Genomic DNA, 22718 nt, shown 5'->3' on the forward strand with positions numbered 1-22718 from the left:
TCAATCACCCCGAAAAAGATTGGGAAGTACTTCTAAAAGCTCGGGCAGATACCCCTTTAATACCCTCGCTTTTTGATTAGGGGGGGCTTATCTTGTAAAAATGAAATGCTCAACCGCATAAATTCAGTGATTGAGCATCATTAATATGTCCTATGAAACTTTTATCGGACAGCAATAATTAAAGATAGTGTTTGATCTTTAACTATTGTGAGTCTTAACTGTTTTTAGATAGTTAAGGGTTTTTGTTCATCCTAATCAATAGGTATAGTGTCAGAATCTATTTGATTGTCAATTATATTGGTATGTGAATTTAATTTGGATCTAAAGGCTTTAGCATTATCATAGTATTCCTCCAAAAATGTTATATACTCTGAATATAAAAGTGTATTCTTTGATTGAAATATGTTTTCTCCTTTATAGCCAGATTCTTGTTCTATCGATTTGATTTTGCTAATAACGTCTTTTATATTTCTAAACTTTTTTGATCCATTGAGATATATTTGGTAACCTTCAATCTTATTCCAATTGAGAGTGGTAAGTGCCTCAAAAAATCCTTTTAAGGCTTTATTGTTTTCCATTTTATCTTGGCTCCAGACACTGCTGTTGTCCAAATAATCACAAGCGTTCTCAATATCCTTTTCTGTTGTGATATCTGATTCAATCGAGTTGATGGCTGTATATGAAGAACTATCCAATAAGGATGATTGAGGCTGTAGGCCTAATATTCTTGGAAATGCAAAATACACAATTCCGAACGTAATGACTGCTATCATTAGAAATATAACAATCCATATGGCATAGTTAGTCTTCTTCTCAGCTGATAATGCTTCGGATTGCTTATCGGCGTGTTGATTTGTATTTTCACAAGCGATGTTTCCTTGATCTTTGGCCATTGGTATAACTCTTTTTTGTGGCATTATATCAGGTTCAACATAAAGACGAGTTCTTTCCAATAAATCCTTATCAATATGGCTTTCTGACCTTACATGATTCCTACTTGGCACGATCTGATTGATATAACCATCTCCTTTGATTGGAGTGAGTAGATCAAATCCTTTAATTGGGCACTCTAAACTTTTTTCCAAATAATCCTTTCCGAGAATATCAATTTGAATATTGATAGTGGAGTGAGAGATTCCTTGACTTCTAAAAGTATATCTGTGATTTGTTTGTTCAGCTATAATTGTTATAGGAAAATTTAGACTATTCAAAACACCACGATCACTAAAGTCTTTGCATCCATAATGCGGTGCAAGATGGATGTCAACAACTTTTTGTTTTAGTTCTATTAATGGAATATGGAATGAATTGTCACGGGTTAATCTGCAACCATCCACTTTTATTTGGATATCTTCATTATCTATAGGTACTAATTCTCCGGACAACTTCTTAAAACATATATCTTCAATTGTTAGGATCTTAACAATTTTCTCCACAGGTAGAGTTCCAATAATGACTGTATTCGATGTGATAGGGTAGATTGCTTTGATATCTTCAAATCCCGAACGTTTCCATAAGATGGTAAGAGATTTTTTTATGCATAAGATATCCAAGGGGCGATCGACAATATTGCCCTGAAAATATGGTGTAAATCCATAATTTTGAGAAGATTCTTTTCTAACAAGTTTTATTCGAATTGGATTATCCTCGCTCATCCTTTTATCAATTAGAATATTTGTTTAGATCCTTGTTGTCATCAAGAATGATACTACAAGATTGATTGCTATGTTGCAAAGGTAGTACAATTTGATGCTGTAATATTGCTGTCACAATAAAATGGGAAAAGGCAACAAAACGATGAATGTCAACCATGTTTAGACAATTTGTAAAATAAAAGGGGAGTTGTTTTGTTAAGATTAAAACAACTCCCCCGCAAGTTTTATCAAAAGACCTATTGATTAATAATGAATCAATTGAACGCCTTGATAAAATATTGTACCTTATTTAATGCGTTGAACGAGCTTCATAAAAATTCTCTTCATACGTTCTCCGGCTGCATTGGCAGCACGGATAACTTCGTCAGCATCGTTTACAAAGTCATCAGCAAAATGATAACCCTCATTAGTGATAACGCTCATTCCAAATACTCTGAGACCGGCATGTCTTGCAACTATTACCTCAGGTACAGTACTCATACCTATAGCATCACCACCTACTTGACCCCAAAATTTATATTCAGCAGGTGTTTCGTATGAAGGACCTGTAAGTCCAACATATACACCTTCCTTTACATTTATCTTTTCTTCTTTGGCAATTTCTTTTGCCATAGCAATGTATTCACGATCGTACGCACGAGTCATATCGGGAAAACGAGTCCCAAAAGCCTCCTTATTAGGGCCAATCAGGGGATTAGGAAGGTTATTGATATGATCTGTGATTATCATAAGGTCACCTACTTTGAAGGATGTATTGATGCCTCCGGCAGCGTTAGAAACAAATAGAGTTTCGACTCCTAAGAGTTTCATGACACGTACCGGAAATGTAACCTGTTCCATTGGGTACCCTTCATAGAAGTGAAATCTTCCTTGCATAGCAATGACCGGTACACCCGCAAGAGTACCGCTAATGAAATTACCTTTGTGTCCTACAGCTGTAGATTTTGCAAAGTGGGGAATTTCTGTGTAGGGGATTACTGTCTTATCTTCAATAGCTTCACCCAATTCACCAAGTCCACTTCCCAGGATAATGGCGATTTTAGCTTTATGAGGCAAGCGAGATGAGATATAAGTGGCTGCCTCGTGATAATTTTGTTCTGTAATCATTGTTCTATTCTTTTTGTTAGATCTTCTAATAAAGAAATGCATCCATATCTCAAGCACAACGCAGAAGCTGCTCAAGATATTAGCACTCCATTTATTCAGTCAAATATAAGCATGATTTTCGTGACTTCAACTTATTTGTCCAAGCAGTTAAGCCGAAATCATTTAAGCAATCATTTTATTAGGCTTTGTTGGCCCTCTTTAGCATATCGTAAGCACACTTAGATGCTTTTTCCATAATCTCATCTTCTCCATCAACTTTCCCGTGAAGCATCAAGACCTTGCCATCCACAATGGTTGTATCTACAATGGCTGCACCGGCAGCAGAATATACCAAATTTGATATTAAGTTGTGACAAGGAAGCATTTCCGGTCTATTGAGATTGACCAATACGAGGTCTGCAAGCTTACCTTCTTTGATTTCTCCTGCATCAATGCGCATAATCTCAGCTCCGGATTTAGTGGCAGTTTCAAAAATGTCTTCAGCCTTCATGGCAGTGGGGTCAAAACGCCAAGCCTTTCCCATAAAAGCTGCAAGTTTCATAGCTGTGTACATATCCAGATTGTTGGAGCTGGAGCATCCGTCAGTACCAATACCTATAAGGATGCCTCGTTTTTTCATCTCTTCATACTGAAATCTGTATCCGGAAGCCAATTTAAGATTTGAGGCCGGATTATGTACCACCTTGACATTATGCTTGGCAAGCAAATCCATCTCCTCTTCGTCCAACCAAACACCATGGGCTATAACCAGATTTGGACTTAAAACTCTAAGCTTGTCTAAGTATCTCACCGGGCTAAGACCATAGTTTTTAATCGAATCTTTGACCTCACCTTCTGTCTCAGATAGGTGAAGATGGATAAGAACATCATTCTCTTGAGAAAACTCGTGACAAAACTGTAGTTGTGGCCCGGATACAGTATATATAGCGTGCGGACCAAGTGAATATTCAACGCGGTCAGAGAAATGCTTGTATTTTTCCATATAAGTGTAGCATTGCTCTCGATCCAATTTTGCTCGTTTTTCGTCTCCTCTATCAAAAAGTGTATAACTGAGGACTGCACGCATACCCATATCTTCTACGGCTTGAGCTGTGCAAAGAGGGAAAGTGTACATATCGAGAAAGGCTGTTGTCCCACTTTTGATCATTTCGAGACATGCCAGTTTGGATCCCCAATAGACATCTTCTTCTGTCATTACTGCCTCTACCGGCCATATCCAGTTTTCGAGCCAGTCCATAAGTTTTAGATCATCGCCAAACCCTCTATAAATAGTCATGGCAGAGTGTGTATGACAATTATGCATTCCCGGCACTATTGCCCTACCTTTGCCATCAATGACTTGCATTCCTTCCTCTTTAGGAATATTTTCAGCGATTGTCTTAATACGGTTACCCTCAATAAGAAGGTCTGAAACCTTCCCATTGAGGATAGCACCTTGAATAAGAATCTTATTCTGTTCTTTCGTCATAAAAGTTATATTTAGTTACCTGTTCCAAATAGCTTATAGAATTCGGCTACAGTTTCGATACCCTTAAACCACATATCAAGAGGCATATTTTCGTTTGGAGAGTGGATGCCGTTGGTCTCTAATCCAAATCCCATCAATATACTCTTGATACCGAGTATTCTTTCAAATCCTGCAATAATAGGAATGCTGCCACCACTTCTTACAGCTAATGGTCGTTTGCCAAATGCTTTTTCAATAGCTTTCTCGGCTACTTGGTAAGCGGGCAGATCGATTGGACATAGATAAGCTTGTCCACCATGCGAAACCTTTACATTTACTTTGACAGTCTTAGGAGCGATTTTTTCAATGTAATCAACCATCAGCTTAGCAATCTTTTCATGATCTTGGTTGGCTACAAGACGAGTTGAAATTTTTGCGTGAGCCTTAGAAGGAATAATAGTCTTGCTTCCTTCTCCCATGTGACCACCCCAGATCCCACAAACATCAAAGCAGGGGCGTGAGCCTCTCCTCTCAGGTGTATTGAATCCTTTTTCCCCTTGTTCTGCCGGTACTCCAATAGATTTGCAAAACTCCTCAGAGCTAAAAGGTATCTGCTTATTCATCTCTCGTTCATCTGCAGTCATTTCTACTACATCATCGTAAAATCCGGGCACTGTGATATGACCATTTTCGTCAACAATTTTAGAGATAATCTTGCAAAGCTCATTGATTGGGTTAGCAACGGTACCTCCATAGATACCTGAGTGAAGATCTCTATTAGGACCTTCCACTTCGATATCCCAATAGCAAAGACCTCTAAGTCCACTGGTCATAGAAGGCACTTCCGGACTGAGCATTGATGTGTCAGACACAAAGATGAAATCGGCTTTAAGCAAGTCTTTGTGTTCTTCCAGGAAAGGATAAAGAGCTGCTGATCCAATTTCCTCTTCGCCTTCAAAGATAAACTTGACATTACATTTGAGGTATCCAAGAGCCATCGCAGTTTCAAGACCTTTGGCTTGAATCATAGATTGCCCTTTATCATCATCGGCACCACGAGCCCAGATATATCCGTCTTTGATAACCGGCTCGAATGGATCGGGCTGGTCCCAAAGCTCAAGAGGAGCTACAGGCATCACATCGTAGTGCCCATATACTAATACTGTTTTAGCGTTTGGATCTATTATATGTTCACCATATACGATAGGGTTACCTGTTGACGGCATTACTTCTGCCTTCTCAATGCCAAGAGAAAGAAGGTGATCCCTCCAGTATTCAGCTGTTTTTTGCATATCGGCTTTGTGTTCGCTTTCTGCACTGATAGAGGGAATACGGATAATACCAAATAAGTCATTCAGGAACTTTTCTTCGTGTTCTTTGATGTACTCTTTTGTTGTCATAACAATTCTGTTTTCTTGTTGTTTATACTATACTTTTTCAAAGGTATTGATTAAATATCGAACTCCCTAAGAAAAAGACTGTTTGAAATGATATTTGTCTACTTTTTTCAGCTTTTAACTTAAAAGTGTCAGAAGCCTCTTTTGATGATCAAAATCATTGGCTTTGTGGCTTAGGATTAGCTCCTAAATCAATGAACATATTTTTCTATAAACATATTCCCGCTACTTAGAATCTTTTGTCATTCTCCAAATGATAATTAAGAGAAGGATGACAAGAATGTCTACTATATTCCATAGTATTCTTCCTAAATGAATGGGTAAAAACGGTTGAAAAAGAAGGGCTACTACAAGAGTAATAATTGTTTCTTTCTTTTTGTCTTGTTTATAGAATGAGTAGGAAAGGACTGCAAAGTAAATACTAACTACAAACCTAATTAAGTTATAAAATCCGTATGGCATATTAAGAAGGCTCAGTACTAAGAATACAATTAATACGAGTCCGATGTAAGACATTTCTTTTTTCATAGGATGGATCTTGTCAATGTGGTAAATAGTTTCTTTGTTTAGTATCGAAAAGGGAGACTCCCAATGGAATCTCCCTTTTGTTTCTTTTGTTAAAAATACGTTGTAATCATGTTGAAAATTTATTGGTTTCGTTTTTCTGCAATCCAATTGAATGCATTCTTAAACGCAACCATCCATGGGGTAACCTCATGTTCTTGAAGTTCTCTGCTTGGGTAATAACCACAAGTCCAAGGCATAATAGATCTTTCGGGGTGTGGCATCATAGCAAGATGTCTTCCATCATTGCTTGCCAAAGCCGCTACTGCAAATGGTGATCCGTTGGGATTGCCGGGATATGCTTCATAATTATACTTTGCCACGACATTGTATTTGTCTATTTCGTAAGGCAATTCAAAACGGCCTTCACCATGGGCACACCATACGCCGATCTTACTTCCGGATAGGGACCCGAACATAACACTGTTGTTTTTGGGTATCTGCACTGAAATAAATGTACTTTCGAATTTCTTAGACTCATTCTGTGCCATTTTGTGTTTTAGCTCATGTTCCGGATAAAGCACCTCTAATTCGGCCATTAGTTGACATCCATTGCAGATTCCAAGACTTAGTGTATCCTTGCGAGCGTAGAAATTGTCAATGGCTTTTTTTGCCTTATCATTGAAAAGAATACCGCCGGCCCAGCCTTTTGCACTACCAAGAACATCACTGTTGGAGAAACCTCCGCAATATACCAGCATTTGAATATCCTCTAAGGTTTCTCTACCGGAAATAAGGTCAGTAAGATGGACATCTTTGACATCAAATCCTGCAAGGTACAATGCATAAGCCATCTCTCGTTCACCATTGGTCCCTTTATCTCTCAAGATTGCTGCCTTGATGCCACTTCTTGTCTTACGATCCGGATCGAGGTCCAAGTCTTTGAGTTTTCCTGTAAAGTCTTTTGGAAAATGATATTTGACAGGTTGCATTTTGTAGTTTTCGAAACGATCGCCTGCATGTCTGTTGCCTGATTGGAAACAGTCCATCAGATATGAACTTTCGTACCAAACATCACGCTTGTGATCAATGCCAAAAAGATACTCCTCTTTGTTTTTGTGAATTGTAATTACTCGTTCACTCTGAAGCTTTCCGATACATGCAAAGCCAATATTAGCATCTTGCAAAATCTGTTCAGCTTGCTTCTTATCTGTGATCTGTAAAATTACTCCCGGATTTTCAGCAAATAGAATCTTAATCAAATCTTCCTCTGCAATTTTATCCAGATTGATATCCAGACCACCATCGGTATTGCCAAAGCACATTTCAAGGAGGGTAGTAATCATACCACCGGCAGAAATATCGTGACCGGCTACTACCAAATTGAGAGCAATAAGTTCCTGAACAGCTTCAAATGCTCTCGCAAAGTATTCCGGATCGTTTACTGTTGGAACGTCATTTCCAACGCGACCCTGGCTTTGAGCAAATGCACTACCTCCAAGTTGGTGTTGAGCAAAGCTGAAGTCAATGTAATAGATGCCCGAGCCACCGGCATTATTTCGGATCACCGGTGAAACAATCTTTTTGACATCACTTACTTCTGCCGCAGCTGAAATAATAACTGTACCGGGAGATAATATCTTCTTTCCATTTGGATAGTTTTGGGTCATAGAGAGAGAATCCTTCCCGGTTGGTATATTAATGCCTAAAGCACAGGCAAATTCACTTGCTGCCTGTACAGCTTCATAGAGTCTGGCATCCTCACCTTCATTGCGACAAGGCCACATCCAGTTGGCGGAAAGAGATACCGCATCCAGTCCACCTCTTAGTGGTGCGAAAACAAGATTGGTCAACGCCTCTGCTATAGCTAAGGTACTTCCGGCTGCAGGATCGGCAAGAGCTGCTTGAGGGGCATGTCCTATGGACGTTGCTATGCCGTGCATAAAACGATAGTCCAAAGCCATGGCTCCAAGGTCAGAGAGTGGAAGTTGCAACTCCCCTTGACACTGTTGCCTTGCTACTTTTCCGGTAACGCTCCTGTCAACTTTATTGGTAAGCCAGTCTTTACAAGCTACTGCTTCAAGTCTCAACACCTGCTCTAAATATTCATCCAAATGCTTTAGTTCGTAAGCAACAGGATTATAGTTGTGCTTAACAGTCTTATCGGTCATAATAGTTTTGGGCGGATTGCCAAACATTTGACTCAAACTAAGATCTATAGGCTTTTCTCCATTCTCTCGTTCGAAAACAAAGCGCTTGTCATTCGTTGTCTCACCAACAGTGTAGAATGGAGCTTTTTCGCGTTCTGCAATTTTGCGTATGCGTTCAATATTCTCCTTCTTTGTGACAAAACCCATCCTTTCTTGACTCTCATTACCAACAATTTCTTTTGCTGAGAGTGTCTTGTCTCCTACAGGGAGTTTGTCCAATTCGATATGGCCTCCACAATTTTCCACAAGTTCAGAGAGACAATTAAGGTGTCCTCCTGCTCCATGGTCATGAATAGAGATGATTGGGTTGTCGTCGCTTTCTGACAAAGAGCGTATTACATTCTCGACGCGTTTTTGCATCTCCGGATTGGCTCTCTGTACGGCATTCAACTCAATACTGCCATTATATTTGCCGGTATTTACAGAGCTGACGGCTCCACCTCCCATTCCGATACGATAGTTGTCACCACCCATTACGACTATCTCTTCACCAGCTTCAGGCTGACCTTTGATTGCATCGCGTTTGCGGGCATTGCCAATACCTCCTGCAAGCATAATTACTTTATCATAGGCATATTCAAGATCCTCCTTGCTTTCTTGATGCTCAAAGGTCAAAACAGATCCACAAATAAGTGGCTGCCCAAACTTGTTTCCAAAATCGCTGGCTCCGTTTGAAGCTTTGGTCAAAATCTCACGGGGTGATTGATAGAGCCATTTACGCTCGGCTAAAGGTCTACCAACCGGATTGAGACGATCTAAATTAGGGTAAGAGGTCATATATACAGCTGTCCCAGCCAAAGGAAGAGATGCTTTTCCTCCTCCCATGCGGTCCCTGATCTCACCACCACTTCCTGTGGCAGCACCATTGAATGGCTCTACAGTTGTCGGAAAATTATGAGTCTCTGCTTTGAGACTTAGTACGGTATCAATCTCTTTTACTTCATAATAGTCAGGTTTGTCACCACTCTTAGGAGCAAATTGCTCTACAGTGGGTCCTTCTATAAAAGCAACATTATCTTTGTATGCACTAACCAATCGGCCCGGGTTGAGTCGTGAGGTGCGTTTGATAAGTTCAAAAAGAGAACATTCACGCTCCTCTCCATCTATAATAAATGTGCCTCCGAAAATCTTGTGGCGACAATGCTCGGAATTGACTTGAGAGAAACCAAATACTTCACTGTCGGTAAGCTTACGTCCAAGATCTTGACTAACACTTTCGAGATAGTTGATCTCTTCTTCGCTAAGTGCAAGACCTTCCTTCTCATTGTAAGCTCTCATATTCTCTATATATATAATGGGCTCTGCCTCACGATCAACATCAAAACTTGATTGGTCAAGACCGGTATAAAGTTCTTGAAGCATAGGGTCATAGTCGACATCTTTGCCATCCACAGCATAAAACTCTTCCACTCGCTCTACACCGGGGATATTCATGTTCTGACAGATTTCAACCGCATTGGTACTCCAAGGACTTATCATTTCGCGTCTTGGACCGGCATAATAGCCGCTAAGATGGTCAGAAAGGCTCAAAACAGCCGGCTGAAAAAGCCATGCTAAACGTTTTCTGCTCTCTTCATCAAAAGCCAATTGATGTTGTACTGCGTAAACACTTCCGTCGGGGCGGGTAAAGAAACTAATCATTGTTGACTAACGGTTTTAATGGGTAATACCTTGTTAACTAATTGGTAAAGTATCCTATAATCTTATCTGATTTGGGGGCTGCTTTACTTGGTGTATTTCCTGATTTGAGTCTAATTGAATCTATGTTAATCAGACTCCAACCATCACTTTTGCAAAGGTAAACAATTAGAGCATATAAGAAGCAATCAAAACATCAAGAAATGTCAGATATTACAAAGAGAATATTCTGTGGAATGCTAATCTCCTAAAACACTTGATAAATTTGGTGGTTCTTAAAAAGATTGGGGTATGCTGACCAAATCAACATACCCCAATCAATAATGGTTAGTGCTTTGTACACCATGCTAAAGGTGCTTTTGTTACTTCACTGCAACTTTATATGTAAAGCTACCAAACACATTGTTTACTTTTACGATATATACACCTTCCATAAGAGGGGTGCTATCTGTTGCAACAATGTTACCAGCCATATTGAATACCTGGAAATTGTCATAGTTCCCTTCAACTTTGACGCAACGGTTGAAAACTGTTACATTCGGCTTTTCTGATGCAACCTCCTGTGCTGAAGATGTTTCTCCAAATTTAGTAAAGTTTGAAGCTATCACAGCTCTGTGTTTATAATCAGACATATTATTTCTTGTCATTTTTGAAGTCGTAAGGAATGCCACTGCCTTCAAGTTTGCTTTTATCCAATTGGTTTTGAGGTCAACTGCAGGAATTTTGACTGAAAAAGAAAGGTCATCATTAATTTCAATTTTTTGACCATCAAATGGATAGATGAACTTGCGAGCTGCAAAATCGTGAACATAACTTGATTTTGCACCGGATTGTTGTTGAGATTTTATTCCATCTTCTGTAATGATAACATTGAGATATATATTGTTCTTGTCTACACCTTTTGCAATCCTTCCGACTATGTCAATACCATTGTCAGTGAAAGTTACACTGGTGATGTCTGCTGCCTGAAGAGTGCTTTCAGCAATGTTTTTTGCTATTTTGCTGAAGTCTCCTCCAACACCCATAGCACAGATTCCGTTTTCTCCTTTATTTACTCGGTTAACCATTGCAGCGGGGGCAAAAGAACCATTTGAGTACATATATGGAATTAGTTTTTCAGATTCGGATAATGTTAGGAAATCCTCACCAAACCCGGCATGGTGAGCAATAGCTGAAACTCTGTATCCAGCATTTTCGAGGGTTTCGATAGTTTCTTCAACTATAGGTTTTGCACGAGGGCAATTATGACATTTTTCTGATGTAAACTCTTCAATTAAGATGTTTTTAACAGCAAAAGGACCTCCTTCAACTTGAACATTATATATGAAAGAGGTTCCAAAATCAGCTAAAATATTGTTTATGCCATTGACTGTTTTTACACTAAACAAAGCTTCCAAATCATATCCGGACTCAGGTAGCAGATAATTTACAGCAAAATTCTTTTTAGCTCCAACAGGGATATTTGTAATATCGAAATTCTGACTTTTGCCTTGTGAAATAGCACTTACTACACCATTTTCAATGGCATGCGTACCAATATTTCTAACTTCTATATTTAAAGGAAGAGCGGTATTGGGTTTGCCTGTTCTCCCTCCGGAAATATTGCTCAAAACAGCGATGTTTTCAACACTTGGCCCATCAATGTCCGCAGCAACAATAAGGGAGCCAAATTGTAGTTCTGATGACTGAAATAGACCTGAGACTTTTTCCTTCGCATTCAAATTAGGTCTTGATTCGCCAATAAGTCCGATAAAATTCGCTTGAGGAAGGATTACAGACCCATCAAAAGGAATCACATATGGTTTTGCGTTGGTTGAATGACAGAAGAATCCAATAAAATATTTGCCATCAGTAACTTTTTGAGGTGTTTTGAGTGTAAAGTTGTTCCACGTTCTTCCTTCAATATTTACAGGCTCCGAGTAAAGTACTGTTGAGTCACCTTTTAGTATTACTACAGTACCGTTGGGTCCTGAATTCCCCATAAAAGGGAAGGATATACTTTTAATAGTATGAGTACCTTTTAATTCCGGAGTTTCGACAAATACAAAAATATTTGCAGCACCTTTAGCTCCTACAGCTTTAATTTGATTTAAAGGTGTGGATCTGTCTGCCCAGCAAAAGCCGGTGTTTGGCATGTCTCCACGCAAACTATTGAAATTAACTTTTGTCGACTTTAGGGTCTGTGCATTTGTTGCAAAATTGATGCAACAAAGAGCAAAAACGAAAGTGTAAAATAATTTCTTCATAAAATCTCTCTTGTTATTGTTAATGAATTTAATTGTTTCTCTTTCAATATGTCTAACAACGTATATCACGTTTCAATGAGCGCAAAAATAGATATTAAATCGACAAAAACATCGTCTTATCTCAAAAAATGAACGATTGAAGTAAATATAGAACCTATATGATAAATATTTACAACCCCTGTTTCTGTGTTTTTTTGGATTCAGATGAGGTAAGAGATCAAGAGCCATTAAGATGATTTAGCTTTGTGTGAATTTTATTAAAATCATTTAATATAGTTGTTGACAAAATCTTTTACTTTCACTGTGTATTGCTCGGGGTAGTCATGATAAGACAGGGCATGCTCAACTCCAGGAAGTGTCCATAGTTCTTTTGGCATTGGTTTGGCGTCATAGAGTTTATAGACCATCCAAGTGGGTACATAAGTATCAGATTCACCATGAATAAATAACATTGGTTTAGTGCATTTTTTGACTGCATTCAGTGGATTGGCATCCGAAAAATACCATCCATTAACCATCTTATTTAGGAGGCTTGCTGTGTATATATATGGAAATGCCGGCAGGTGATACATCTGTTTGAGTTTGTATGCAAATTCATCTTTGGCACTCGTATAGCCACAATCTTCTACAAAACATTTGACAAAAGAATTATTCTCATGTCCCGATACCATCATGGTTGTAGCTGCACCCATCGAAATTCCATGTACAACCATATTTGTTTCTTTATTTTTCCCTCTAAAGATATTATTTGCGATATTCATCCAAAGCATTACATCGGGATAGTCTTTGAGTCCCATCCCAACCCATTGACCCTCACTTTTGCCATGTGCATATAGATCCGGTAGCAAGATGTTATATCCAAGTTCTTTATTGTATAGGTAGCCTATCATGAGCATGCGGATACTATTGTCAGTATATCCGTGAACTATTACTGCCGTCTTGTCGGTTGTTTCCGGAGCATAAGCAAAGATACCATGAAGACGGACTCCGTCTTCTCTTGTAATGATGGTATCGTGTAACTCGTGATGTGTCCGAAGTGAGTCGACCCAACCAACAATCCAAGGATACTTTTCTGACATATATCGATAGCTTTCGACACTATCCGTCTTGATGTCATACTTGTGATTAAGCGAAAAGTTGATGAAATAGATACTTGGAAAAAGTAGCAATGCAATCACTGTTATTACAGAAATGCTCCAGATAGTTATCTTTTTTGTTCTCTTCATAGGTCAAATATATTTCTCGTAAAGGTAGAAAATAGATTATAATCTTATGGTATGGGAAACAATTTGAAAACTTGATATAAACAATAGAGTCTTAAAACTCCGACTTCTGTGATTTAGTAGATTGATGTTTTAGGATCTGTTTAAAAATTATTCAGAGAATTTATTAAGCAATATTTTGCAGAAAGCAAGTTGAACCATAGCCTCAGCAGTACCGGCATGAAACTCATAATCAATCGTCAGTCTTCTAAAATTTTCCAACCAAGCAAAAGTTCTTTCCACAATCCATCGTTTTGGAATGACCTTGAACTTTGACGGACATTCATTCGGTCTGAGAACGACTTCAAGTTCCCATCCGTATTTGTCGAGAACCCAATCGGCAAGGTTTCCTCGATAGCCTCCATCAGCAAGAATTTTGGTAAGGCGGGGAAACTTACAGGACAATTTTTCAATGACTTTCGGAGCTCCTTTGCTGTCATGAATATTAGCTTCATGAACGGATACGGCCATCAGATAACCTTGAGTATAGACAACAACATGTTGTTTTCTGCCTTTAATCTTTTTGTTTCCGTCAAGTCCTCGTACGGCATCTGCATGATGTGACGTCTTGACACTTCGTGAATTGATAATTCCCATGCCGGGACTTTCGTTGCGGCTGCAGATGATGCGTACCAAGGAGCGAAGTTTGTCGAGGAGTTCCTCCATGATGTCTTCGTTCTTCCATTTGCAGAAATATTAATACACGCTTTGCCAAGGTGCAAAGTCCTTGGAAATTATATGCCACTGACAGCCGGTTTTTAGAAGATACAGAACCGCATTCAGGATGTTTCTGAGAGGGTATTTTCGCTTTCTATCTTGCGGACATGTGATTTTTTTCGATAACTTGTCACTGCTTATCAGTCAGGTTGGTTGAATATTGTTTCATAACTTTAATTGTCTGATAATCATAAAGTTACAAATAATATACCAGCCAATCTACTGATATTCAATATATTAATATCTTATGTAAGATTATTTCTCAATTAAATTAAAAAAAGCTTCTAAGACTAACCGAAGTTTTGATGACTATGCACTCCGATACCGCATACTTCGTAAGCATTCTATGAGTAACGACTCCTTCGCACAGTTTGAAAGCATCTTTGAGACACATCGCTAGAAGGCCCAGAAACTAGAAAAGCGAGTGATTAACTACGAAGCAGCTGTCCGACGACAAGCGAAACTATTCCACCGTCAGCAACAACTTTCTGCCAAACAAGAGAAAGTTCGAGAGCAACTAAATCAATAAAACCAGTAGAGCGACCCGAATACTTAGGTCGTTCTATAATTTAACATTGCCATAAAGTCAATCAAAGAACAGTTGAAAATGCGGGAAAAGAAGTTTATTGAAAAGCTAGCTCCCAACATTTATTAAGAGCATCAAAACAGACTTTCAAATCTTTTTCAAATTGTTCTTGTGTAATATTATTTCCTACATATTTTGCTAATTGAACTTTTTTCTTCCCACTCATTTCATCCACCTCAGCTTGTGTCTTTTTCCAATTACCATATACTATATCCTCTTGATTTGGATAACATTGTTCAATATCTCTAAAGGCTAAAGTGAAAATCTGATTATTCTGAACTAGCTTTTTCCTTTGTTTTTTGAATTCTTCAACCCCTCCCTTTGTTTGGTCACTTGGGGCATCTAATAAGATGACTAATTTATCAGCATAAATATTGTTTTCCAAAGGTAGGTATGCCTTTTCTATCGCATTAATCGTCCTCTCAGTTTGATCTATATCCCCGTGTGCTTGAATAATATGTATCTTCGGCTTTTCTTTGTAAAATCGATTAATAACCCTAGAAATAAGCTCAAACTCACTCTTCCCTTCCACTATTAGGAAATTGTTTGGTAGCAACAAATCTGCTGGACTTCCACCCAATAATTCATAAACTATATAAGGCTTATCGTTCTCTTCTACTATGTGAATTCCAGTTTCACCATTAGTCTTTTCAACTTTAAAAAGGCACTGTTTCTCAAAAGTTTCAGTAATAAATACAGATGAGTGTGTATTGATAAACACTTGATCCATCTTTTCTGACAAATTATACAAAACATCTTTAAGCTTTCTTTGTGCCATTGGATGGAGATGAAGTTCTGCTTCATCAATAAAAAACAAGAACGACTTTCCTTGATCATCATTCTTTTTTCTATAATCAGCATAAGTCTGAATAATTGATAACATTAGAGCCCTTTGCATTCCGTCACCTTTTTCTTCTGCAGATGTTTCAATCCCATCATCTACTGCAGTACTAAAGCTCTTCAATAGGTCTTCAAAAATCGGTGGTGTAACCTCGAATCTAACTTTTGTTGTGTCAGGAAATTGTTTTTCCAAATACATTTTAACGCTTCCACCAATATTATCAAAAACAGCTTTTATTTCTGAATCATCTGCTTCAAATAATTCAAAAAACTTCTTTTGAAAATCAAGGTACTTTTGGTTACTTTCAATAATAGAAACCAATACATTTGTTAACATCACTCCCATTGGAGTTGTCTTTGAGTATTTTGCTACTGCGTCATAGTATTGCTTAGTTGTAATATACTCAAATTTAGGTAAAAAATCATTTAAAGCTGTATCAAATCCTGTTCCGGGAGGAATGCTTTCCCCATTTATAAATAAAGATCTCTTTTTTAATTCAGATGTAGATCGCTTTAATCCCACAACTTCTATATTCTCTATTTTCGCTGCTAAAGTTGCTCGATTTTTCTCGTTTTTCATATTCTTCAAACCATTCTGTACATCGGAAAATTCCATATAAACAGATGCCTCGAGATTATTATCACGTTGATATTTTATCTCTTTTGTGTCTCCTTTGTATCCATTAAAGAAAAACTCAATCGCCTCAAAAAGATTTGTTTTTCCACAATTATTTTGACCGACAAAAATATTAAAGTCAGATACTTGAATATCAACTTTTTTGATTGATCTAAAATTCTCTACTTTTATCCTACTAATCTTCATATAATAAGTATATCTTCATGTTTAACATATTGAGATTTTACTTGTGCAAATATACATAAAATACAATATAAATAATCAAAAACTTAGAATCTGTTTAAAAATTATTCAGAGAATTTATTAAGCAATATTTTGCAGAAAGCAAGTTGAACCATAGCCTCAGCAGTACTGGCATGAAACTGATAATCAATCGTCAGTCTTCTAAAATTTTCAACCATGCTAAAGTTCTTTCCACAATCCATCGTTTTGGAATGACCTTGAACTTTGACGGACATTCATTCGGTCTGAGAACGACTTCAAGTTCCCATCCGTATTTGTCGAGAACCCAATTGGCAAGGTTCCCTCGATAGCCTCCATCAGCAAGAATTTTGGTAAGGCGGGGAAACTTACAGGACAATTTTTCAATGACTTTCGGAGCTCCTTTGCTGTCATGAATATTGGCTTCATGAACGGATACGGCCATCAGATAACCTTGAGTATAGACAACAACATGTTGTTTTCTGCCTTTAATCTTTTTGTTTCCGTCAAGTCCTCGTACGGCATCTGCATGATGTGACGTCTTGACACTTCGTGAATTGATAATTCCCATGCCGGGACTTTCGTTGCGGCTGCAGATGATGCGTACCAAGGAGCGAAGTTTGTCGAGGAGTTCCTCCATGATGTCTTCGTTCTTCCATTTGCAGAAATAGTAATACTCGCTTTGCCAAGGTGCAAAGTTCTTGGGAATCATACGCCACTGACAGCCGGTTTTTAGAAGATACAGAACCGCATTCAGGATGTTTCTGAGAGGGTATTTTCGCTTTCTATCTTGCGGACATGTGATTTTTTTCGATAACTTGTCACTGTTTATCAGTCAGGTTGGTTGAATATTGCTCCATAACTTTAATTGTTTGATAATCATAAAGTTATAAATAATAAATCAACTAACATACTGATATTCAATATATTAATATCTTATACAAGATTGTTTTTTTAATTAACTTTAAACAGTTTTATTTTTTTGCGAATGTGGATTGACATAGCATTTCGATAATATGCTTTCGGTCTCATAGCCGCACTCAAATAATAAATCTATGATTGACAAATTGGGGATGAAGCCATTCTCCGATAGTGTTTGGTAGTAAGGATAGGGCTGAAAATTTGGATCCGGTATTGAGTTTTTGGGTCGTATCATATCTCTACAATCAATCATATTTAAGCTTTTTAGCTCATCAGAAGAGATATAGTGGTCAGTCAAATGGATGTCTACGGATATTTGGCACAGCCTTATTATAGTATCAAGCAATTGACAATTGAAATCGAGTAGCCACTGATATCTTTTCACAAAGAAAGGCTCTATTTCGGGGGCAAGATATTCAAAGAAGGCACTCTTTCCGTAGGTCGATTTGATAGCATTCCAATGTCTGTGTCTCCAGTTGCCGTGATCTGATATTTTGACCTCTTTGATTGGACATTCACTTGCTGCACCGGATTGTACCGGTATGGTAAGAGGTAGTTGTCCTTGAGGGGAGTTGATAATTGCTCTTGATCTGAATGTTTGCTTTTGGAAGTTTTCACAAGTGTCTATCCATACTGTCTCATTGGATAGAATCTTGCTCATATATTGTATGTTTGGAAGGTAAGCGGACGATAGTAAAATCATAATAGATAGTTTAGGGCATAATCACTACGCCAATAATATCATCTTTGGAAATAATCCCTAAGTGTCTTGAATCCGGACCTGAAGTTTCGATATCTGCCAAAATCCAATAGTACGGACTTAAGAATGTGTACCTATTCATCTTTTTATTGTTGAGATATAAGCTACCGTGGTGGATTTGGGCATATTTAGGATGCTCCTTTTTGATTGCTTCTCGATAGGCGACCAGATTGTCAGGTGTGAGTCTAAGATTTACACCTTCCTTGGGTAGATAAAGTTTAAAGTTTTCTTTCAATGCAAATGGAATGTTTAGTGCATGTCCATTGCGATATAGCTTGTTGGCATGAGCATCTAAAAGATCTCCGGGCTCTGCTATTATTCTTCCCATCAGCTTCATGCTTTTGTTTTCTTTCGTAATGGCGGGATATCTAAATACCACGACATCACCAACCCGTGGATATTTTAGTTTTGACACAAGGATGTAAGCACCTTTGTTGTAAGGCTTTCTCATGCTGTCTCCTCCTACTATCATAGGGGTTAGGACGAAAAACCTTACTATAAAAAGCAAGAGGAGCAGGGATACTGCTATGAGCACCCTGCTAAGCCATTTGTTCCTCTTGTTTTGCTTACTGTTATTTTCCATTATCTAATGTTGATACCGTCCTAAACAGTCTACTCCATCTAATCTTACCTGAGAAGAGCCCTTTGTCCTTATCCAATGACATCCATACAAAGACCGGCTTACCTACGATATGATCTTCGGGCACAAATCCCCAGTATCTACTATCGGCAGAATTGTGTCTATTGTCTCCCATCATAAAGTAATAGTTCATTCCAAAGGTATATTTCTTAGTCTCTTTGCCGTCTATATAGACTTTTCCATCTTTGATTTGCAGTGAATGTCCTTCGTAATTTTTAATACATCTGTCATAAACTGCAACATTAAATGGTGTCAATTCGATGGTGCTTCCTCTTTTGGGAATGTATATAGGTCCATAATTGTCCCTTGTCCAATTGGTTGGGTAGTCGATAGGGTACATATATCCTGTTGTATTGTCACGTTCGATAGTTATTCTCTTAACTGCCGAATTGTGTGACAGCTCTTGTTTCATTTCGTTGGTAAGAGGAAAGTGGTATACATATCCATAGCTGTCAGGTGATATCTTTTGAAGACCGAGTCTTTCGGCCTCTTCTGTTACAGCCGTCGGGTCAATCCCTGAGACATCATCGTTGCTAATCCCAATCTCTTTGAGATAATCGGGATTGAGCATCTGTGTTGTTTGTACCCAATAATTAAACTGAAGATGTTTAGGATTGGAATCGGGTTTTCCATTGATGAAAACTTGATTGTTTTTGATTTGAAGCACATCTCCCGGCATACCGATACAACGCTTTACATAGTGATCTCTTCTGTCCACGGGACGATATACAATCTTGCCAAACTTCTCGGGTTGGGCTTCAATGATGCTTTTCCCTCCAACCATCTTACACAATGTGTAGTAATCCGGATTTGGCATCAGAGTACAAACAGTGTCTCCGGCGGGGAAGTTGAATACAACAAGATCGTGAGATTTGACTTGGCCAAAGCCTTTTAGCCTTCTATAACCCCAATGTGGAACGTCAGAATAGGACTTTCCACCACCGAGCCACTTTGGCATGGTGTTATGTGCAAGAGGAAATGCCAATGGGGTATTGGGGGTGCGTGGTCCAAAACTGAGTTTGCTTACCACGACATAGTCTCCGACCAGCATGGTTTTTTCCAAAGATGATGTGGGAATTACAAAGTTTTGAAATACATATACAGTCAATATGTAAAAGGCAATGAGACAGAAAATGATATCATTGACCCAAGTCATGGCTGTGCGGAGTTTCTTGTTTTTGAGCTTTTTATACCAATCCCAATCAATAAAACGGGTGTAATAGAAGTCTATTAACAAGGGTAGTGCAAGCAACCACCATGCGCTATCCCATATAACCATAATAAGGAGTGTGAGCAAGGCTACCACACCCCAAAGCAGTCTTCTGAGTGGTATATTCTTAAATGATCTTTCCATAGATGATAGTTTATTCAAATTCCAAGTAAATCAGCCATTGTCAGCAATCCATTGTTGTCTTTTGTATATTCGGCTGCCAATACAGCTCCGGTTGCAAATCCGTCTCTTGAGAACGCTTCATGTCTGATACTTATTGTGTCTACTGAAGATGTATAAGAGACTTGATGTATACCAAAAACTTCACCCTCTCTATAAGCCTTGACCGGGATTGTATCGATAGATAGTTTATTAAAATCATTGTCCGTATTGTCAACGAGAGACCAATCTTTGTATCTATGATTAAATTTGATCAAATCACTAAGTAGAGTCACAGCTGTGCCACTTGGTTTGTCAAGTTTGTGGATATGGTGAGTCTCTTCAACCTGAGCTTTGTATTCATCTTGATGAGTCATGAGGGAGGCAAGCCGTTGATTTAAAGCAAAAAGGATATTGACTCCTACGCTGAAGTTAGTTGCATAGAAGAAGGTAGCTCCCTTTTTGCAAAGAATCATAAATTCGGACATCAGCTCCGGTGTCATAAATCCGGTACTTCCACAGACAAGAGGAATACCCATATTCAGTATTTGCCTACAGTTGCTTTCGGCAGAAGAAGGTCCGGTAAATTCGATTGCTGCATCTACCTCTTTCCAAATGGGTGATTTAAACTTGTCATCTTCTCCTTTGTCTATTGTTAGCACGATCTTGTGTCCTCTTGACAAAGCTATCTTTTCGATGGCATGGCCCATTCGTCCATACCCTATAAGAGCTATATTCATTGTATTATCTATTGTTATATGATGGACGGCAAAGCTTAAGAATAGCTTCCACCTTGGATGAATCGATATTCCTTGCCTCTCCGATCTTCCAACGACGGTCAGCAAAACGCTTGACAATTTCATTATCTATATTCTGAGGAACTTGTGCATCGCTAAGTCGAGTTGGAAGACCCAAAGACTGGAAGAATTCTTCTGTCATTTGTATTGCTTTATCAATCTTTTCGTTGTCTGAACCCTCCTTTATATGGAGTACCCGTTCTGCATACTGAAGGATTTTGGGGCCTTTTTGATCTTTCATTATGCGCATAAGTGCCGGCAAAATAATGACAAGACTTGCGCCATGAGTGAGACCCGCAAGGGCGGTAAGCTCATGGCCAATACTGTGTGTGGCCCAATCTTCAGTAATTCCCCAAGAAAGGAATCCATTGAGTCCCATTGTGGCAGAAATCATATAATTGGACATGAGATCGTAGTTGGTTTTGTCTTGTCTAATCTTAGGCGCAATTTCCATTACTGTCATCAAAACCCCTTCGGCAAAACGATCCATAATCATACTTTCATCCTTGACGGTTAGATATTGCTCCATGACATGCACAAATGTGTCTGCAAGTCCACAAGCAATTTGATGATCGCTAAGAGAATAGGTTACTTCCGGATCCAGAACAGAAAATTTGGGATGTCTACTGCTGAATGCAAACTTTTCTTTGGTCTTTTTACAAGAAATGACGGCGCCACTATTCATTTCGCTTCCTGTAGCAGGAACGGTTAGAACACTTCCAAAAGGCATCACCTTTTCTGCGTAGTGCGATCTGACAATGTCCCATGGATCTTTATCTGAAACTATACCGGCAGCTATCAATTTGGTTGCATCTATAACCGAGCCACCTCCTACAGCAAGGATAAAAGTAGCTTTGTATTCTTTTCCTTGAGCTACAGCTTTGCGCACAGTCTCAACTGTTGGGTTGGCTTCTATACCCCAGAACTCGGAATAATCATAACCTTCCAATGCTTTGATTACTTGATCATACACACCATTGCGCTTTGCACTTCCACCACCAAAGGTAATGAGAATGCGCTCTTTCTTATCAATTAACTTATTGAGTCCGGCAAGGGAGTCTTTTCCAAAGATTAGCTTGGTTGGACAATAAAATTCAAAATTTCTCATAACAAATGTCTCTTGTTGCTTACTTAATAGTTTGATCTCCTTCTGCTAAGGGGATTTGAAACCATCCATTGTTGTTTGTTTTTAACCTTACGAAGATACACATTTTGTCACAAAGAGGATTGTCGTCTGAAGACACATCTTTGCAATCAAAAAGTGAAGATTGTTATGAAACATTGCAACGGAGGAATAAGAGCCTGAAATAGAAGGTGTTTGCTGTGTAATCTTGTTAATTAGGAATAACCCAAACTTCATGATTGATCAAAACAAAAAAAGGATATCAAAATCAATACGATTTGATATCCTTTTGAATGTGATTGAGCCGGGATTCGAACCCGGGACCGACTGCTTAGAAGGCAGTTGCTCTATCCAGCTGAGCTACCCAACCAGCCTTTTGTTTGAAACCCAATGAGCATGTGTCATTGAATTCGATTGCAAATGTAGTGCTTTTATTTAAACTGGCAAGCGTTTTTAGAAACTTTATTCCCGATTTTCTTGCGGTAGGTGCTCTAACTTTCTCTAAAACTGATCAATAGAATAATCATTTGTTTTTTATTGCTGTCCGATAAAAGTTTCATAGGACATATTAATGATGCTCAATCGCTGAATTTATGCGGTTGAGCATTTCATTTTTACAAGATAAGCCCCCCCTAATCAAAAAGCGAGGGTATTAAAGGGG

At 38.5% G+C, this 22718-nt stretch carries 17 protein-coding genes and 1 tRNA gene; all 18 read right to left on the reverse strand.

Going from position 1 to position 22718, the window contains the following annotated elements; genetic code table 11:
* Positions 1-251 precede the first annotated feature (251 nt).
* Entirely contained in the window at positions 252-1655 is a 1404-nt protein-coding gene (locus tag ACFO3G_RS01315; RefSeq protein ID WP_380077249.1) for a hypothetical protein, read from the reverse strand.
* Between the two features lie 285 nt (positions 1656-1940).
* Positions 1941-2762 (reverse strand): purine nucleoside phosphorylase I, inosine and guanosine-specific, encoded by an 822-nt coding sequence (locus tag ACFO3G_RS01320; RefSeq protein ID WP_380077251.1) that lies wholly within the window; start codon positions 2760-2762, stop codon positions 1941-1943.
* A gap of 178 nt (positions 2763-2940) precedes the next feature.
* A complete protein-coding gene (locus tag ACFO3G_RS01325; protein ID WP_380077253.1) occupies positions 2941-4230 on the reverse strand; it encodes an amidohydrolase in 1290 nt (429 codons plus the stop codon).
* Between the two features lie 11 nt (positions 4231-4241).
* On the reverse strand, positions 4242-5609 hold the full coding sequence (locus ACFO3G_RS01330) for a dipeptidase (protein WP_380077255.1): 1368 nt from the start codon (positions 5607-5609) through the stop codon (positions 4242-4244).
* Positions 5610-5831: 222 nt separating this feature from the next.
* The gene (locus tag ACFO3G_RS01335) at positions 5832-6134 is read right to left on the reverse strand and encodes a DUF6804 family protein (protein WP_380077256.1); all 303 of its coding nucleotides are present in this window, start codon (positions 6132-6134) and stop codon (positions 5832-5834) included.
* A gap of 119 nt (positions 6135-6253) precedes the next feature.
* A complete protein-coding gene (gene purL / locus ACFO3G_RS01340; RefSeq protein ID WP_380077258.1) occupies positions 6254-9961 on the reverse strand; it encodes a phosphoribosylformylglycinamidine synthase in 3708 nt (1235 codons plus the stop codon).
* A 359-nt stretch (positions 9962-10320) separates the two neighbouring features.
* Positions 10321-12204: an Omp28-related outer membrane protein gene (locus ACFO3G_RS01345; RefSeq protein ID WP_380077260.1), complete on the reverse strand. Its 1884-nt coding sequence runs from the start codon at positions 12202-12204 to the stop codon at positions 10321-10323.
* Between the two features lie 263 nt (positions 12205-12467).
* A complete protein-coding gene (locus ACFO3G_RS01350; RefSeq protein WP_380077262.1) occupies positions 12468-13430 on the reverse strand; it encodes an alpha/beta hydrolase in 963 nt (320 codons plus the stop codon).
* Positions 13431-13577: 147 nt separating this feature from the next.
* Complete coding sequence (locus ACFO3G_RS01355; RefSeq protein ID WP_380077264.1) at positions 13578-14132, reverse strand: IS5 family transposase; 555 nt, start codon at positions 14130-14132, stop codon at positions 13578-13580.
* 30 nt (positions 14133-14162) lie between these two features.
* Positions 14163-14327: a transposase gene (locus tag ACFO3G_RS01360; RefSeq protein WP_380077278.1), complete on the reverse strand. Its 165-nt coding sequence runs from the start codon at positions 14325-14327 to the stop codon at positions 14163-14165.
* A gap of 479 nt (positions 14328-14806) precedes the next feature.
* Positions 14807-16432, reverse strand: a complete 1626-nt coding sequence (locus tag ACFO3G_RS01365; protein WP_380077266.1) for an ATP-dependent nuclease — start codon at positions 16430-16432, stop codon at positions 14807-14809.
* A gap of 190 nt (positions 16433-16622) precedes the next feature.
* Positions 16623-17282, reverse strand: coding sequence for an IS5 family transposase (locus ACFO3G_RS01370; RefSeq protein ID WP_380077280.1), 660 nt, complete (start codon positions 17280-17282; stop codon positions 16623-16625).
* A gap of 129 nt (positions 17283-17411) precedes the next feature.
* Positions 17412-18071: a WbqC family protein gene (locus ACFO3G_RS01375; RefSeq protein WP_380077268.1), complete on the reverse strand. Its 660-nt coding sequence runs from the start codon at positions 18069-18071 to the stop codon at positions 17412-17414.
* Between the two features lie 10 nt (positions 18072-18081).
* The gene (gene lepB, locus ACFO3G_RS01380) at positions 18082-18711 is read right to left on the reverse strand and encodes a signal peptidase I (RefSeq protein ID WP_380077270.1); all 630 of its coding nucleotides are present in this window, start codon (positions 18709-18711) and stop codon (positions 18082-18084) included.
* The gene (lepB, locus tag ACFO3G_RS01385) at positions 18701-20122 is read right to left on the reverse strand and encodes a signal peptidase I (protein WP_380077272.1); all 1422 of its coding nucleotides are present in this window, start codon (positions 20120-20122) and stop codon (positions 18701-18703) included. Before lepB (ACFO3G_RS01385) ends, lepB (ACFO3G_RS01380) begins: the two co-directional genes overlap by 11 nt.
* Positions 20123-20136: 14 nt before the next feature.
* Positions 20137-20877, reverse strand: coding sequence for a 4-hydroxy-tetrahydrodipicolinate reductase (locus ACFO3G_RS01390; protein WP_380077274.1), 741 nt, complete (start codon positions 20875-20877; stop codon positions 20137-20139).
* A 4-nt stretch (positions 20878-20881) separates the two neighbouring features.
* Entirely contained in the window at positions 20882-22042 is a 1161-nt protein-coding gene (locus ACFO3G_RS01395) for an iron-containing alcohol dehydrogenase (protein ID WP_380077276.1), read from the reverse strand.
* Positions 22043-22353: 311 nt separating this feature from the next.
* A tRNA-Arg gene (locus tag ACFO3G_RS01400) sits at positions 22354-22427 on the reverse strand.
* Between the last annotated feature and the right edge of the window lie 291 nt (positions 22428-22718).

The organism is Falsiporphyromonas endometrii (assembly GCF_042654485.1).
GTDB lineage: Bacteria > Bacteroidota > Bacteroidia > Bacteroidales > Porphyromonadaceae > Porphyromonas > Porphyromonas endometrii.